The 16,415-nt window shown below is 67.4% G+C and carries 12 protein-coding genes; 4 read left to right on the top strand and 8 right to left on the bottom strand.

Translation table 11 applies throughout. The features are described 5' to 3' along the window. Positions 1-210: 210 nt before the first annotated feature. A complete protein-coding gene (locus tag AVKW3434_RS19210) occupies positions 211-2,808 on the top strand; it encodes a PepSY domain-containing protein (RefSeq protein ID WP_284407161.1) in 2,598 nt (865 codons plus the stop codon). A gap of 64 nt (positions 2,809-2,872) precedes the next feature. Here the strand turns inward: AVKW3434_RS19210 and AVKW3434_RS19205 are convergent, their stop codons facing one another. The 8 genes from AVKW3434_RS19205 to rpmH all read right to left on the bottom strand — a co-directional run bounded on the left by AVKW3434_RS19205 (position 2,873) and on the right by rpmH (position 10,421). Further along, complete coding sequence (locus tag AVKW3434_RS19205) at positions 2,873-3,730, bottom strand: hypothetical protein (RefSeq protein ID WP_272566393.1); 858 nt, start codon at positions 3,728-3,730, stop codon at positions 2,873-2,875. Positions 3,731-3,848: 118 nt separating this feature from the next. Then, positions 3,849-4,343: a Crp/Fnr family transcriptional regulator gene (locus tag AVKW3434_RS19200; protein ID WP_272566394.1), complete on the bottom strand. Its 495-nt coding sequence runs from the start codon at positions 4,341-4,343 to the stop codon at positions 3,849-3,851. A gap of 85 nt (positions 4,344-4,428) precedes the next feature. Continuing rightward, positions 4,429-5,850, bottom strand: a complete 1,422-nt coding sequence (gene mnmE, locus AVKW3434_RS19195; RefSeq protein ID WP_284407095.1) for a tRNA uridine-5-carboxymethylaminomethyl(34) synthesis GTPase MnmE — start codon at positions 5,848-5,850, stop codon at positions 4,429-4,431. Between the two features lie 140 nt (positions 5,851-5,990). Continuing rightward, on the bottom strand, positions 5,991-7,580 hold the full coding sequence (locus tag AVKW3434_RS19190; RefSeq protein ID WP_272566396.1) for an ABC transporter substrate-binding protein: 1,590 nt from the start codon (positions 7,578-7,580) through the stop codon (positions 5,991-5,993). 145 nt (positions 7,581-7,725) lie between these two features. Then, positions 7,726-9,432, bottom strand: a complete 1,707-nt coding sequence (yidC, locus tag AVKW3434_RS19185; protein WP_284407094.1) for a membrane protein insertase YidC — start codon at positions 9,430-9,432, stop codon at positions 7,726-7,728. Next, the gene (gene yidD, locus AVKW3434_RS19180; RefSeq protein ID WP_284407093.1) at positions 9,429-9,725 is read right to left on the bottom strand and encodes a membrane protein insertion efficiency factor YidD; all 297 of its coding nucleotides are present in this window, start codon (positions 9,723-9,725) and stop codon (positions 9,429-9,431) included. Before yidD ends, yidC begins: the two co-directional genes overlap by 4 nt. Further along, complete coding sequence (locus AVKW3434_RS19175) at positions 9,722-10,243, bottom strand: ribonuclease P protein component (RefSeq protein WP_284407092.1); 522 nt, start codon at positions 10,241-10,243, stop codon at positions 9,722-9,724. Before AVKW3434_RS19175 ends, yidD begins: the two co-directional genes overlap by 4 nt. Positions 10,244-10,286: 43 nt before the next feature. After that, a complete protein-coding gene (rpmH, locus tag AVKW3434_RS19170; protein ID WP_005798102.1) occupies positions 10,287-10,421 on the bottom strand; it encodes a 50S ribosomal protein L34 in 135 nt (44 codons plus the stop codon). A 310-nt stretch (positions 10,422-10,731) separates the two neighbouring features. Between rpmH and dnaA the strand changes: the two genes are divergently transcribed. The 3 genes from dnaA to gyrB all read left to right on the top strand — a co-directional run bounded on the left by dnaA (position 10,732) and on the right by gyrB (position 16,162). Next, a complete protein-coding gene (gene dnaA, locus AVKW3434_RS19165; RefSeq protein WP_272566399.1) occupies positions 10,732-12,153 on the top strand; it encodes a chromosomal replication initiator protein DnaA in 1,422 nt (473 codons plus the stop codon). A gap of 131 nt (positions 12,154-12,284) precedes the next feature. After that, positions 12,285-13,403 carry a DNA polymerase III subunit beta gene (gene dnaN, locus AVKW3434_RS19160; RefSeq protein ID WP_284397642.1) on the top strand — a complete coding sequence of 373 codons (1,119 nt, stop codon included), beginning with the start codon at positions 12,285-12,287 and terminating at the stop codon, positions 13,401-13,403. A gap of 140 nt (positions 13,404-13,543) precedes the next feature. Further along, positions 13,544-16,162, top strand: coding sequence for a DNA topoisomerase (ATP-hydrolyzing) subunit B (gene gyrB / locus AVKW3434_RS19155; RefSeq protein WP_284407091.1), 2,619 nt, complete (start codon positions 13,544-13,546; stop codon positions 16,160-16,162). Positions 16,163-16,415 lie beyond the last annotated feature (253 nt).

Here is a 16,415-nt window from a genome sequence, read left to right as displayed (position 1 = left end):
GCGCCGCTCCGGCCTGCGGGCTGTCTCTCTTTCCGCCCCCGGCCAGGCTCTGGCGCACGCCGGACCTGGCGAAGGGGCGGGCCTGTGAACCGCGACGGCGCCACATCCCAGCCGCTGGCCCGGAGCGCTGGTGCGTTGGCCCCTGACGGGGCTTGCCAGCCGCAGGGCGGGGCATCGGAGGCCCGGCGTGCACCATGGCGCCGGCTGGCGCTGCCCTCGCTGCGGCAGGCGTGGTTCCAGGTGCACTGGTTCCTGGGCATCACGGCGGGGACCGTGCTCGTGGTCATCGGCCTGTCCGGGGCGCTGCTGTCCTTCCATGAGGAAATCCTGGACGCCCTCAACCCCGGCGTGCGCCAGGTCACGCCGCACGCCGGACCCATGCTCACCCCGCAGCAGATCATGGATGCCGTGGCGCGCGTGCCCGGCCACCCGCGCATCAGCACCCTCACGGTGCAATCGCAACCCGGCGCGGCGGCGCGGGTGATCTTCCAGGCGCGTCCCGGCGAGCGCCGGGGCGACACCGTCTACGTGCACCCCTACACCGGCGCGCTGCAGCCGGCGCTGAAGGGGCAGGACGCCTTTGAATGGATCGAGGCGCTGCACCGCTGGCTGCTGCTGCCGCGCGACTCCGGCCGCGTGGCCACGGGCGTGCTCGCGCTGTGCCTGCTTGCGCTGTCGCTCTCGGGCCTGTACCTGCGCTGGCCGCGCCACCCGCTGCGCTGGCGCACCTGGCTCACGTTCGATCCGGCGCTCAAGGGCCGCTCGTTCCTGTGGGCGCTGCACTCGGTGGTCGGCACGTGGGCGCTGGTGGTGTACCTCGTGCTCACGGCCACCGGGCTTTACTGGGCGTTCGATGCGGTGCGCGACACGGTGGATGGCTGGGCCGGCATTCCGCGCCCGGCGCGCACGGCAGCCCCTGCCCCGCGCGCGGGCGGCAAGGCCGGGCCCGATGCCGCCGATGCCGCGCCGCTGGACCTCACGCGCGCCTGGCGCACGTTCGAGCAGCGGGCAGGGCCGTGGACCCAGGCCAGCCTGCGCCTGCCGGCGCGGCCCACGCAGGCCGTGCAGTTCACCTGGCTGGCCGCGGACGCGACGCATGACCGCCAGCGCAACCGGATGTCCATCGAGCCCTTGACCGGCGAGGTGCCGGTGGACGACCGCCATGCCCAGCGCAGCGCCGCGGCACGCGCGCTCGCCACCATCTATCCCTTGCACATGGGCACCTACTTCGGCCTGCCCGGCCGGGTGGCGGTGATGGTGGCCAGCCTGGCCATGCCGCTCTTCGCGGTCACCGGCTGGATGCTCTATCTGGGGCGCCGTCGCCAGCGCCGTGCCACGGAGGCCGCGCGCGCCGCCCACGGGCAGACCGCACCACTGGCGGCAGGCGGCGCGGCGCAGGGCGCCGACACGCTGCTGGTCGCCTACGCCAGTCAGGCCGGCCAGGCCGAGCGCGTGGCGCTGCAGAGCGCGGCCGCATTGCAGCGCGCCGGCTTGATTGTGGCCGTGCAATCGCTGCAGGGGCTGACGCCCGCGATGCTGGCCGGGCACCGCCGCGTGCTGCTGGTGGCCAGCAGCTTCGGCGAGGGCGAGCCGCCCGACAACGCCCGCCGCTTCGCCCGGTTGCTGGCGCAACAGCCGCCAGAGTCGCTGCAGGGCGTGCGCTACGGCCTGCTTGCGCTGGGCGATCGCAACTACACGCGCTTTTGCGGCTTCGGCCACTCCCTGGACGAAGGCCTGCGCCGGGTGGGCGCCGAGCCGCTGTTCCCGCTCATCGAAGTGGACGACGCAGATCCTGCGGCCTTGGCCCGCTGGAGCGAGGCCCTGGCCGCACTGGACGGCGTGGCGCATCTGGCCCTGGAGGGGGCGTTGGCGGAAGGCGGTACGGCGCCCGTCTACGCGCCGTGGCGCCTGGAGCGGCGCGATTGCCTCAATCCGGGCAGCCTGGGCCACCCCTTGTTCGAGGCGTCGCTCACCTCAGGCACCCCGGTCGAATGGCATCCGGGCGCCTTGGTGGAGGTGCTGCCGCGCCACGCGCCCGAGGCCGTCGCGGCCTGGCTGCAAGCCGCGGGTGCCGATGGCGCTGCACCGGTGCAGCATGGGGGCGTCAGGACCACGCTGGCCGAGGCCCTGGCGGTGAGTGTGCTGCCCCCGCCGCCGTCGGGCGCGGCAGAGGTCCATGCCCAGGCCTGTGCCGATGCGCTGGTGGCCCTGGCGCCGCGCACCTATTCCGTTGCCTCCCTGCCTGGCGACGGCGCGCTGCAGTTGCTGGTCCGCCAGGAGCGGCATGCCCAGGGGCTGGGGCTGGCGTCGGGCTGGCTCACCGCCCATGCCCCGCTGGGTGCCGAAGTGGCTTTGCGCCTGGTGGCCAATCCTCGCTTCGATGCCGCCCCGGGCGACGCACCTTGCCTCTTCATCGGCAATGGATCGGGCCTGGCGGGCTTGCGCTCCCACCTTCGGGCCCGGGTGCGGGCGGGCCACCGGCGCAACTGGCTGCTGTTCGGCGAGCGCCAGCGGGCCCACGACAACCTGTGCGCCGAAGAAATCGGTGGCTGGCAGAACCAGGGCTTTCTCGAACGACTGGACCGGGTTTTCTCCCGCGACGGGGAGGCCCATCGCCATGTGCAGGATCGGCTGCGCGATGCGGCGGGCCCCTTGCGTGAATGGATCGCGAAGGGCGCGGTGGTCTATGTGTGCGGCAGCGCCGAAGGCATGGCGGCCGGCGTGGACGCGGCGATGGTGGAGGTGCTCGGTGCCGATGCCGTCGATGCGCTGATCACCGAGGGCCGCTACCGGCGCGACGTGTACTGATCCGTTGCAGGCCGACACGCGGCGGCGGCTGGGGTGATGAGGCCCTTGCCGCCGCTGGTGCGGCTCAGCGCAGGTCGCCGTACTGCGTGTTGCTCAGGTCCGGCGAGCGCGCGTCGCTGCCCGGCATTTCCGTGTCTTCGAAGCCGGTGGGCGTCGAAGGCAGCAGCGGTCCCGAGCGCGTGGACACCCCCGTGCGCGGGGCCGGTGCGGGGGGCTTGGCCGCGGCGGCGTTGTCCAGGGCCCGCTTGAAGGCCGCCACTTCGTCGGCCTCGATCGGGTCGAACGCCTTGGCAGGGGCGCGGGCCGGCGGCGCTGGGGGCACCAGGGGGGCGCTGCGCGGCGCGAGCAGCGGATCGATGGGCGGGGCGGCCACGGGTGCGGGGGCCGGCGCGTGGACCGGAGGGCGCGCCACCGGGGCCGGCACGTGCGGCACGGAAGGGCCAGCCACGCCGTGGGGCGCGAGGCCCTTGCTGGGCATGCCGACGGCCACATGGTCGTTGATGCGCCAGTACACGGCGGTCACCAGAATGTCGAAGCGGGTCTTGGCGGTCTGGGCGATGAGCGCCTCGATCTCGCTCAGGCGGACGGTTTCGCCGCCGTATTCGCGGGCCAGGTCCATCATCACCAGGAACTGGCGTCCGCGCTGGTCCAGGGACAGCACCTTGAATTTGTAGCCCGCGGACAGCACGCCCGCGCGGACCATGGCATCGCGCACCACGGTGTAGAGCAGCTCGCGCCGCTCCATGCGCTCGTTCTTGCGGTTGGCCGCGTGTTCAGCCGCAGGCTCGGCCATCGGTTTGCCAGGGCCACGTCCGGGCACCAGGGGCACCGTGGCGTCTGCATTCAGCAGACCGGAGGGCTCCACCGCCGGGCGCTGCCGGGGCGCAGGGGGTTTGCGGTTGAACCAACTGAAAAGTGACATGCCGTGCCTTTTTCGGATAGCGCCAAAAGTTCGAAAACGAGTGTAACGCGCGCTCCGGGAGCCAATGGCTTTCCCGCGTCCGCCGGCGCCGGCACGGGCCTGATGGGGGGCTCAGGTGTCAGGTCGCAGCAACACGCCGGCGGCGGTTGCCGAGCCGCTTGGACAGCACCGAACCCATGGCCATGGCCAGGCTGAGGGCCACGGCCGGCTGGCGGTTGGAGAGCTCGGAAAACCGCAGCGCCGTCAGGTTCCAGAGCTTGGACGGTGCGCCTGCCTGCACGGTGGCGGTGCGGGGCTTGTGCGAGAAGAAGGCGCTTTCGCCCACCACGGAGCCGGGGCCGACGATCGCCAGGCGCAGGCGGTCTTTTTCGTCTTCGTAATGCACGCTGAGGCTGCCGCTTTCCACGAAGTACAGCGTGCGGTCGCTGGCGCCTTGCGTGAACAGGGTGTGGCCGGTGGCGAGCGACATGGGCAGCAGGTAGCCCGACAGCAGGTCCCATTGCTCCGTGGTCAGCGGGTTCATCATGCTGTCTTCCGCCGGCGCCTGGGCGATGGCCTGCACGAGACCCGTGAGGTCCATTTTTGGGGTGTGGGATGACAGCACAGCATTCATAGTGGCGCGGAAGTTAAGCCCGATGCGTTCGGCGCACAAGCACTCTTTACCACTCCTTACAAAACGCAACCGTTCCGCGGGTGCGTCATTTTCCGATGCAGAAGCTGGAGAAGATCACGCCCAGCAGGTCGTCGGAGGTGAATTCCCCCGTGATGGCATTGAGGGCCTGCTGCGCCAGCCGAAGTTCCTCGGCCAGCAGATCGAGCGCCGGGCCCGGCGAATGCAGTTGCGCCGCGGCCTCCATCAGGTGGCCGTCCACCGCCTGGAGCGCCTGCACATGCCGCGCGCGCGCGATGTAGACGCCCTCGGGGGCCGACTGCCATCCGGCCACGTCCAGCAGCAGGCGGCGCAGTGCATCCAGCCCGTCGCCCGTGCGGGCCGAGAGGTGGACCGCCGGCCGGTCCGGGATGGCGGCAGCGCTGTGGCCCGGTGCCTGATCGGTCTTGTTCCACACGTCGATGACCGGCACATGGCCGGGCAGCGTCCGGGCGATGGTGCCGGCGATGTCGGCGTCGGCCGCCCGGTAGTCGGCCGCATCGGCGCGTGTGAGGTCGTGCAGGAAGAGCACGGCGTCGGCCGCGGCGATCTCGTCCCAGGCGCGCGCGATGCCGATCTTCTCCACCTCGTCGTCGCTCTCGCGCAGGCCCGCCGTGTCGATCACGTGCAGCGGCACGCCCTCGATCTGGATGGTCTGCTGCACCTTGTCGCGCGTGGTGCCGGCGATGGGCGTGACGATGGCCAGCTCGGCGCCGGCCAGGGCATTCAGCAGCGAACTCTTGCCGGCGTTGGGCTGCCCGGCGATCACTACCTTGATGCCCTCGCGCAGCAGCGCGCCCTGACGCGTGCGCTGCATGACGGCGGCCAGCGTCTGCTGCAAATTCGACAGCTGCCCGCTGGCGTCTGCCTTGCGCAGGAAGTCGATTTCTTCTTCGGGAAAGTCGAGCGTGGCCTCCACCAGCATGCGCAGGTGGATGAGGGCATCGCGAAGGCGGTGGATCTCGTGCGAGAACGCGCCCGCCAGCGAACGGCTGGCGCTGCGCGCTGCGGCTTCGGTGCTCGCATCGATCAGGTCGGCAATGGCTTCGGCCTGCGCCAGGTCGATCTTGTCGTTGAGGAAGGCCCGTTCGGTGAACTCGCCCGGCTGCGCCAGGCGCAGGCCGGGCAGGCGGGCCCGGTCGCCGGCCGCGTCGGCCTGGGCGGCGGCTTCCAGGCAGCGCGCCAGCAGCAGCTGCAGCACCACGGGGCCGCCGTGCGCCTGCAGCTCCAGCACGTCCTCGCCCGTGTAGCTGTGTGGCGCGGGAAAGTACAGCGCCAGCCCTTGGTCGATGGACTGGCCGGCCGCATCGCGAAAGGGCAGGTACGTGGCTTCGCGCGGTCGCAGGGCGCGCCCGCACAGCGCCTCGGTGAGCGGTCCCAGGCCCCGGCCCGAGACCCGCACGATGCCCACGGCGCCGCGCCCCGGTGCGGTGGCGATGGCGGCGATGGGGTCGGAGTGGCGGGGCAGCATGCGATGGGGAAGGGGGTGGGAACGGGGCATGATAGCTGCGCTGTTCGCATGCTGCGGCCCCCTCACGGGGCGCGGCACCACGCCCGCAAAAAGACAAAGCCCGCCAGGGGCGGGCTTTGCGTTCGGTCCGATCGGAGGGCTTACTTGATCGTGGTCCAGTTGGGCATCGGGCGGTCGTCCGCGCGGTGCAGCGTCTCCACGCCCTTGCGCATCGCCCAGGGGCGGATCTGGTGGTGCAGGGGCAGGTAGTAGTACTCGTCCTTGACCAGTTTGAGGGCATCGGCGATCAGCGCGTCGCGCTTGGGCGCGTCCATCTCCACCTTGATCTGGCTGATCATTTCGTCGAGCTTGGCATCGCTGAAACGACCGCCGTTGTAGGTGCCCGCAGCCGTCTTGCCGGCCTTGGTGGCCATCAACGAATCCAGCGAATAGAGCGAGTCGAACGTCGCCACGCCCCAGCCGAACAGATAGGCGCTCACGTCGTTGTTCATCACGCGGCTGACGAACTGGGCCATGGGGGCGGCCTGCAGCGTGGTCTTCACGCCGATGCGCGTCCACATGGCGGTGACGGCCTGGCAGATCGCTTCGTCGTTCACGTAGCGGTCATTGGGGCAGTCGAGCTTGAGCGAGAAGCCCTGGGGGTAGCCTGCGTCGGCCAGCAGCTTCTTGGCGGCTTCGACGTCGTACTTGGCGGCACGCTCGTCCAGGCTCTTGCTCCAGCCGTGGACCATGGGCGCGACCATGGTGCCGGCAGGCACCGACAGGTTGCGCATGGTGCGGCTGTGGATGCCGGCCGAATCGATGGCCTGGTAGAGCGCCTGGCGCACGCGCTTGTCCTTGAGCGGGTTCTTGCCCGGCGTGCCGGCACCCGGCAGTTCGTCGCGGAACTGGTCCAGGCCCAGGTAGATGGTGCGGTTCTCGGCGCCTTCGATCAGCGTGATGTCGGGGCTGGACTTCATGCGCGCCAGATCCTGCGTGGGCGGATCGACGACGAAATCGACTTGGCCGGAAATCAGCGCGGCCGAGCGCGTGGCCGCCGACTTGATGGGGGTGAACACGACTTCGTCGATGTTGCCCTTGGGCTTGTCCCACCAGTCCGGGTTCTTTTTGAGCGTCACCTTCACGTCGGGCTGCCAGCCCACCATGATGAAGGGGCCGGTGCCGTTGGCGTTGCGCGAGGCGAAGTTCTCTTCCTTGCCGGCATAGTCCTGCGCCTTGGTCGAGTTGTTCTTCTCGGCCCAGGCCTTGTTCATGATGCGGGCTTCGGTCAGCTCGCGCAGCAGCACGGGGTTGGGGCCCTTCAAGATCAGGTCCACGGTGAAGTCGTCGACCTTCTTCACTTCCTTGATGCTCTGCACGGCGGACTGCATGTTCGAGGGTGGCGTCATGGCGCGGGTGAGCGAGAACACCACATCGTCGGCCGTGAACGGCGCACCGTCGTGGAATTTGACGCCCTTGCGCAGTTCGAAGCGCACCTGCGTGGGGGAGATCTGGGTCCACTTCGTGCCGAGTGCGGGCTGGATCTGGTACTTCTCGTCATAGCGCACCAGGCTCTCGTACACCTGCTGCAGGAAGGCATGCGTCGTCTGGTGGTTCTGGGCGTGGGGGTCCACGGTCAGGATGTCGTTGGCGCCGGCCCACCGCATCGTTGCGGCATGGGCCGATCCTGCTGCCAGCAGGACCGCGATGCCCAGTGCGCTCCATTTGAAAGTCGTACGCTGCTGTTTCATTGGCCAGGTCTCCTCGTCGGTTAACGAAAGTGGATGAAAGATGCCGCAGGGGGCAAGCAAGCATCGTACCCAATGAAAAACGGCCGCTGTACAGCGGCCGTGGAATGTGTCGCAAACGCAGCACGCATCCGCGCTGCGTTGCGGGTCAGCGGAACTTCGGCAGGTTGAACTGCGGTGGCACGCCCATGCGCGTGTTGATGATCCACTGCTGCGCGATCGACAGGATGTTGTTCGTCAGCCAGTACAGCACCAGACCCGCCGGGAAGAAGAAGAACATCACGCTGAAGATCAGCGGCATGAACCACATCATCTTGGCCTGCAGCGGATCGGGCGGTGCGGGGTTCAGCGCGGTCTGTAGCAGCGAGCTGGCGGTCATCAGCAGCGGCAGGATGAAGAACGGGTCGGGCGAGGACAGGTCCTTGATCCAGCCGATCCACGGCGCGTTGCGCATTTCCACGCTGGACAGCAGCACCCAGTAGAGCGCGATGAACACGGGGATCTGGATCATGATGGGGAAGCAGCCGCCCATCGGGTTGACCTTCTCCTCGCGGTAGATGCGCATCATCTCCTGCTGCATCTGCTGCGGCTTGTCCTTCAGGCGCTCGCGCATCTCCATGATCTTGGGGTTGATGGCCTTCATCTTGGCCATGCTGGCGTACGCCTTCGCATTGAGCCAGTAGAACGCGATCTTCAGCAGGAACACCAGCGCCACGATGGACCAGCCCCAGTTGTTCAGCACCTTGTGCAGCTGGTCGAGCAGCCAGTACAGGGGCTTGGCCAGGATGGTGAGCCAGCCGTAGTCCTTCACCAGTTCCAGGCCGGGGGTGAGCGATTCCAGCATCGTCTCGACCTGCGGGCCGGCGAACAGGCGCGCGTCCACCGTCTTGGACTGCCCCGGTGCGATCTCGCCGACCGGGGTGATCATGCCGACCGAGTACAGGTTGGTGTCCACCTTGCGCACGAACAGGTCGCGCTGCACGTCGTTGCCCAGCAGCCAGGCGCTGGCGAAGTAATGCTGCACCATGGCCACGTAGCCGTTGGTGGAGGACTTGTCGATTTCGGCCTTGCCGTTCTCGATGTCCTTGAATTCGACCTTGTGGTACTTCTTGGCTTCGGTATAGACCGCTGGGCCGGTGAAGGTCGAATAGAACGACGACTCGCCCGGCGGCTTGTTGCCGTCGCGCACCAGCTGCAGGTACAGCTGGGGCGACACGGGCGCGGTGCCGGTGTTCACGATCTCGTGCTTCACGGCCACGTCGTAGGCGCCGCGCTTCACGCTCCAGGTCTTGGCCAGCTTCACGCCGCCCAGGTCGGCGGATTCGAAGCGCACGCTGATCTCGTTCTGGCCGTCCTGCAGGTCGCGGTTGCCGGCCACCACCGACATCGCCGTCTTGTGCGTGGGGTAAGCGCCGCCGATCAGGCCGGTCTGCGCCACGTACACGCGCTGCGCGCTTTCGTCCAGCAGCATGAACGGCTTGGACTTGTCGGCCATGTCGGGGTACTTGAGCAGTTCGCCATGCGTGAGCGAGCCGCCTTCGCTGTCGAAGGTCAGGCGCAGCACGTCGCTGGTCAAGGTGACGCGCTGGCGCTGTGCCGCCGCTGCCGGCTGCGGCACGCCGCCCGGCACCTGCTGCGCATTCGCGGGCGCCGCCGCGGCCGTGGGGGCCGGCACGGTGGAAGCGCCGGCGGTGCCCGAGGCAGCTGGCGCCGAAGACGCGGGCGCCACGGCGGCAGGCGTTGCACCGGGGAAGAAGGTGGCCTTGTGGCCGTTGTGCACTTGCCACTTGTCCCATAGCAGAACCATGGAAAAGCCAAATATCACCCACAGGATGGTGCGGCGAATGTCGTTCATGAAGACTTCTTCGGTGAGGAGGGGGTGGAGGAGGTGGAAGGAGACAGGCGCGAGAACAGCCGCAGTGCGCGGGGCAGTTCATCAGGCACCGGATCATGCCCTCCATCGCACCAGGGCTGGCACCGTGCCAGACGGTGCAGCGTCAGATAAGTTCCGGCCGCGGCGCCATGGCGTTCAAGTGCCTGCAGCGAATAGGCCGAACACGTGGGCTCGAAACGGCAGGCCGATCCGAGCCAGGGGCTCAGCACCAGCCGGTAGCCACGCACCAGCGCCATCAGCAGCGCGCGCATCATGACACAGGCGCCGGGGCGGGCTGGGGGGTCGCCGCCGTCGGTGCCCCAGTGGCGGTGGCAGCGCCGCTGCTGCGCCGCACGGCGTAGCCGAACAGCTGCAGCAGTTCGGCGCGAACCGCCTGCTTGAGGACATCGGACGTGGCACTGGTGAACTGCTTGCGGTCGAACGTCGCCCGCAGGCGCACCACGTGCGCGGCCTGCGGCAACTGGGACTCGAACGAGGCGGCCACGGCATGGATCTGCCGCTTGATGGTGTTGCGGGTGACCGCGCGGCGGGCCCAGCGCTTGGGCACCATGGCGCCCATCCAGACGCCGGGCGGCTCGGCCATGCCAAACAGGGCCTGCGGCCCTTGCGCATGAGGCAAGGGGCCGGGCCCTGTGGGAGGTGCGGGAGGCGATGCGGCCGCTGCGCCGGTGGGAGCGAGCCCCAGTCGGTGCAGTGCGAAGTGTGCGGTGCGGGAGACCGTTCCCCCGGCCATCGAGGCCTGGAACTGCGGACGGGTTTTCAGCCGTTGCATGGGAGGGTTCCCGCCCGGAACCGGGCCGAGTGCCGTGGCGGCCTTAGACGGCCAGGCGCTTGCGGCCCTTGGCGCGGCGTGCGTTGATGACGGCACGGCCGCCGCGCGTCTTCATGCGCACGAGGAAACCGTGGGTGCGCGCACGGCGCGTCTTGGAAGGCTGGTAAGTACGTTTCATGGTCAATGTCCTTGAGGGTTAGGTTCCGGGCGCAACTCGCAAGATGCGGGTTCCAGGCCCTCCGGATGCGGCACTTCGATCAAGATCAAAGCGCTTGGCCCGGGCGTTATTGCCCTGAACGCATTCAGGGAAACCGGCGATTATTGCAGGCTTGTGCCGGCGTGGCAATGGCGAGGCGGCAGCGCAGGGGGTTTGCGGCGCGGGTGGCGCGCGCCGTGGGCGCCCTGGCCGAGGTTGTGGATAACCCTTTGAAAAGGTACAATCCGCGGCCCTGAATCGTTCCTCCTATCCACAACAAGAACCGCCATCAATGACCGAGGAACCTTCCCGCAGCCCCGACAACGACCCAGGCGCCGATGCCGGACAAGGACTGTGGCAAGCCTGCGTCGAGCAGCTTGCGCAAGACCTGCCGGAGCAGCAGTTCAACACCTGGATCAAGCCGCTCACCGCCCAGGTCGCTCCCGACTTCTCCAAGGTCACCCTGTTGGTGGCCAACCGCTTCAAGCTCGACTGGATCCGTGCGCAATACGCCGGCCGCATCGCAGCCCTGCTGGAAGGCCTCTACGGCCAGCCGGTGTCGCTTGAGTTAGCGCTCGCTCAGCGTGAGACCGTTGCCCGTACTTACGTGCGATCCACGCCGACGGGCCAGGTGGTGTCGTCCGAGCCCACGCCCGCCGCGGCGCCCAGCGACGAGCCGGTTGCTGGTGCCTTCCGCTCGCGTTTGAACGCCGCGCTCACGTTCGAGACGCTGGTGGAGGGCACGGCCAACCGCATGGCGCGCTCGGCGGCCATGCACGTGGCGGGCTCGCCCGGCCACCTGTACAACCCGCTTTTCATCTATGGCGGCGTCGGCCTGGGCAAGACCCATCTGGTGCATGCGGTGGGCAACAAGCTGCTGGCCGACAAGCCCGACGCCAAAGTTCTCTACATCCATGCCGAGCAGTTCGTGTCGGATGTGGTTAAGGCGTACCAGCGGCGCACGTTCGACGAGTTCAAGGAGCATTACCACTCCCTCGATCTGCTGCTGATCGATGACGTGCAGTTCTTCGCGAATAAAGACCGCACGCAGGAAGAGTTTTTCAACGCGTTCGAGGCGCTGCTGGCCAAGAAGAGCCACATCGTGATGACCTCGGACACCTACCCGAAGGGCCTGGCCAACATCCACGAGCGGCTCGTCTCGCGCTTCGACTCCGGCCTCACGGTGACCATCGAGCCGCCCGAGCTGGAAATGCGCGTGGCCATCCTGATCAACAAGGCCCGCGCCGAAAGCGCTGACATGCCCGAAGAAGTGGCCTTCTTCGTCGCCAAGAACGTGCGCAGCAACGTGCGCGAACTGGAAGGCGCGCTGCGCAAGATCCTGGCGTACTCGCGCTTCAACCAGAAGGAAGTCTCCATCCAGCTCGCCCGCGAGGCGCTGCGCGACCTGCTGTCGATCCAGAACCGGCAGATCTCGGTGGAAAACATCCAGAAGACGGTGGCCGACTACTACAAGATCAAGGTCGCCGACATGTACAGCAAGAAGCGCCCCGCCAGCATCGCCCGGCCGCGCCAGATCGCCATGTACCTGGCCAAGGAACTCACGCAAAAGAGCCTGCCCGAGATCGGCGAACTGTTCGGCGGGCGCGACCACACCACGGTGCTGCACGCGGTGCGCAAGATCGCCGGCGAGCGCCAGCAGCTCACCGAACTGAACCAGCAGCTGCACGTGCTGGAGCAGACGCTCAAGGGTTGATGCCGAAGTGGCCCCGCACCCCCACGGAGCGCGCCCGGTTCACGGGCAAAATGGCGTGCTGGACGGCATGAGGGGGCATGGCCCATGCCGCCGTCCTGGCACGTTTCCCAAAACCACCAAAGGTTGACGACATGATTGTCCTGAAGGCAACACAAGACAAGGTTCTCGCGGTTCTGCAATCGGTGTCCGGCATCGTCGAGCGCCGGCACACCCTGCCCATCCTGGCGAACGTGCTGATCCGCAAGACGGGCAACGCGCTGCAGCTGACCACGAGCGACCTGGAGATCCAGATCCGCACCACCGCTGAGCTGGGCGGCGACACGGGCGACTTCACCACCACGGTGGGCGCGCGCAAGCTGATCGACATCCTGAAGACCATGCCTGGCGACCAGACCGTGAGCCTGGAGTCGAGCCAGTCCAAGCTGATCCTCAAGGGCGGCAAGAGCCGCTTCACGCTGCAGTCGCTGCCGGCCGAGGACTTTCCCCTGGTGCAGGAATCGGCCGCCTTCGGCCCCGCCTTCAGCGTGCCGCAGAAGGTGCTCAAGGACCTGCTGGGCCAGGTGTCGTTCGCCATGGCGGTGCAGGACATCCGCTACTACCTGAACGGCATTCTGTTCGTGGCCGAAGGCCAGCAGCTGAGCCTGGTCGCCACCGACGGCCACCGCCTGGCCTTCGCCAGCGCCACGCTGGACGTCGAAGTGCCCAAGCAGGAAGTCATCCTGCCGCGCAAGACCGTGCTGGAACTGCAGCGCCTGCTGTCGGATGCGGGCGGCGAGAACCAGCCGCACATCGAGATGCAGTTCGCCAACAACCAGGCGAAGTTCACGTTCGGCGGCATGGAGTTCGTCACGAAGCTGGTCGAGGGCAAGTTCCCCGACTACAACCGCGTGATCCCCAAGAACCACAAGAACAGCGTGACCCTGGGCCGCGCCCCGCTACTGGCCAGCCTGCAGCGCACCGCCATCATGACCAGCGACAAGTTCAAGGGCGTGCGCCTGAACCTGGAGCCCGGCACCCTGCGCGTGGCATCCAACAACGCCGAGCAGGAAGAGGCGGTGGACGAACTCGACATCGACTACGGCGGCGACACCATCGAGATCGGCTTCAACGTCACCTACCTCATCGACGCCCTGGCCAACATGGGCCAGGACATGGTGAAGGTGGAGCTGTCGGACGGCAACAGCTCGGCGCTGCTGACCATCCCCGAGAACGAAACCTTCAAGTACGTCGTGATGCCCATGCGCATCTGACGCACCCGTCTTCCAGCGCCGGGGGTGAGTGCTATGCTTTTTGTAGCTACATGCCCTAGAAGAATATGCGCTGGAGGCCGATTTGACCCTTATTGAAAATTCAGGAAACCCCCCGGTTTCCACGGACCCCAAGGCCATCCATGACCGCTGAGAACACCCTGCCCGAGCCTTCCTCCGACGGCGCGGGCGAAGCGCAGCCCTTCACCAAGATCGACACCCAGCAGGCGGGCGCCAGCGAAGGCTACGGCGAAGGCGCGATCCAGATCCTGGAAGGCCTGGAGGCCGTGCGCAAGCGCCCCGGCATGTACATCGGCGACACGTCCGATGGCACGGGCCTGCACCACCTCGTCTTCGAAGTGGTGGACAACTCCATCGACGAGGCGCTCGCAGGGCATTGCGACGACATCGTCGTCACCATCCACTCGGACAACTCCATCAGCGTGACCGACAACGGCCGCGGCATTCCCACCGGCGTGAAGATGGACGACAAGCACGAGCCCAAGCGCTCGGCCTCCGAGATCGCGCTGACCGAACTGCACGCCGGCGGCAAGTTCAACCAGAACAGCTACAAGGTCTCGGGCGGCCTGCACGGCGTGGGCGTCTCCTGCGTGAACGCGCTCAGCAAGATGCTGCGCCTGACGGTGCGCCGCGAGGGCAAGGTGCACGTGCTCGAGTTCAGCCAGGGCTTCGTGCAGAACCGCATCATCGAGACCGTGAACGGCGTCGAGATCTCGCCCATGAAGGTCATCGGCGACACCGACAAGCGCGGCACCGAGGTGCACTTCCTGCCCGACACCGAGATCTTCAAAGAGAACAACGACTTCCACTACGAGATCCTGGCCAAGCGCCTGCGCGAGCTCTCGTTCCTGAACAACGGCGTGCGCATCCGCTTGAAGGACGAGCGCACCGGCAAGGAAGACGACTTCTCCGGCGCCGGCGGCGTGAAGGGCTTCGTCGGCTTCATCAACGCCAACAAGAAGGTGCTGCACCCCACCGCGTTCTACGCCACGGGCGCGCGCCCGGCCGAAACCTACGGCGGCATTCCCGGCACCGAGATCGGCGTCGAGGTGGCCATGCAGTGGAACGACGGCTACAGCGAGCAGGTGCTGTGCTTCACCAACAACATCCCGCAGCGCGACGGCGGCACCCACCTGACCGGCCTGCGCGCCGCCATGACCCGCGTCATCGGCAAGTACATCGATGCGCACGAACTGGCCAAGAAGGCCAAGGTCGAGGTGAGCGGCGACGACATGCGCGAAGGCCTGTGCTGCGTGCTGAGCGTGAAGGTGCCCGAGCCCAAGTTCAGCAGCCAGACCAAGGACAAGCTGGTGTCCAGCGAAGTGCGCGCGCCGGTGGAGGACATCGTCGCCAAGACGCTGACCGACTACCTGGAAGAGCGCCCCAACGACGCCAAGATCCTGTGCGGCAAGATCATCGAGGCCGCCCGTGCCCGCGAAGCCGCCCGCAAGGCGCGCGAAATGACGCGCCGCAAGGGTGTGCTGGACGGCATGGGCCTGCCCGGCAAGCTGGCCGACTGCCAGGAAAAAGACCCCGCGCTGTGCGAGATCTACATCGTCGAGGGCGACTCCGCCGGTGGCTCCGCCAAGCAGGGCCGCGACCGCAAGTTCCAGGCCATTTTGCCGCTGCGCGGCAAGATCCTGAACGTGGAAAAGGCGCGTTACGAAAAGCTGCTGACCAGCAATGAAATCGTCACGCTCATCACCGCCCTGGGCACCGGCATCGGCAAGGCTGCGGTCGAATCCGGCAAGAGCGGCGTGGACGACTTCGACGCCGCCAAGCTGCGCTACCACCGCATCATCATCATGACCGACGCCGACGTGGACGGCGCCCACATCCGCACCCTGCTGCTGACCTTCTTCTACCGCCAGATGCCCGAGCTGGTCGAGCGCGGCCACATCTATATCGCGCAGCCGCCGCTGTACAAGGTCAAGGCCGGCAAGGAAGAGCTGTACCTGAAGGACGCCCCCGCGCTCGACACCTTCCTGCTGCGCATCGCGCTCAAGGACGCCAGCGTGACCACCGGCGGCGCCAGCCCGCAGACCCTGACCGGCGACACCCTCACCGCCCTGGCGCAAAAGCACCAACTGGCCGAAGCCGTCATCCACCGCCTGTCCGCCTTCATGGACAAGGAGGCCCTGCGCGCCATCGCCGACGGCGTGAGCCTGAACCTGGACACCGTGGCCGACGCCGAAGCCAGCGCCGTGCACCTGCAGGCCAAGCTGCGCGAGCTGACCACCAACGGCATCCCCGCAGAAGTGGCCGGCGAATTCGACGTGCGCACCGACAAGCCCATCCTGCGCATCAGCCGCCGCCACCACGGCAACGTCAAGAGCAGCCTGATCACCCAGGACTTCGTGCACGGCGCCGACTACGCCGCCCTGGCCGAAGCCGCCAGCACCTTCCGCGGCCTGGTCGGCGAGGGCGCCAAGGCCCTGCGCGGCGAAGGCGAGAAGCAGAAGGAAGAAAAAGTGGCCGACTTCCGCCAGGCCATGGCCTGGCTCATCTCCGAGGCCGAACGCACCACCAGCCGCCAGCGCTACAAGGGCCTGGGCGAAATGAACCCCGAGCAGCTCTGGGAAACCACCATGGACCCCGAAGTGCGCCGCCTGCTGCGCGTACAGATCGACGATGCGATCGAGGCGGACCGGGTGTTCACCATGCTGATGGGCGACGAGGTGGAGCCGCGGCGGGATTTCATCGAGACGAATGCGTTGCGGGCGGGGAATATCGACGTTTGACGTTGTCGGTTGACACGGAAAGTGAGAGGCTCGCCAAGTTCCTGCGATGACACTGTCACGTTTATTGCAAGGCCGCTTGTAGGCACCAAAAGGAAAAGCCGGCACTAGCCGGCTTTTATTTAATGGCTGACCCGTCCTGAATGAGGTTGACACCTTTCTGTTCATCAGAAAGGAAAGTCAAGTGGATCAATGGGTTAAGAGAACGCAGAAGGACTACACACTGGCCTTTAAGCTGGCGGTGGTGGATCAGGTA

Origin of the sequence: Acidovorax sp. SUPP3434 (assembly GCF_030159015.1) — a bacterium.
In the GTDB taxonomy this organism is placed as follows: domain Bacteria; phylum Pseudomonadota; class Gammaproteobacteria; order Burkholderiales; family Burkholderiaceae_C; genus Paracidovorax.
This window is presented reverse-complemented; position numbering and strand designations above follow the sequence as displayed.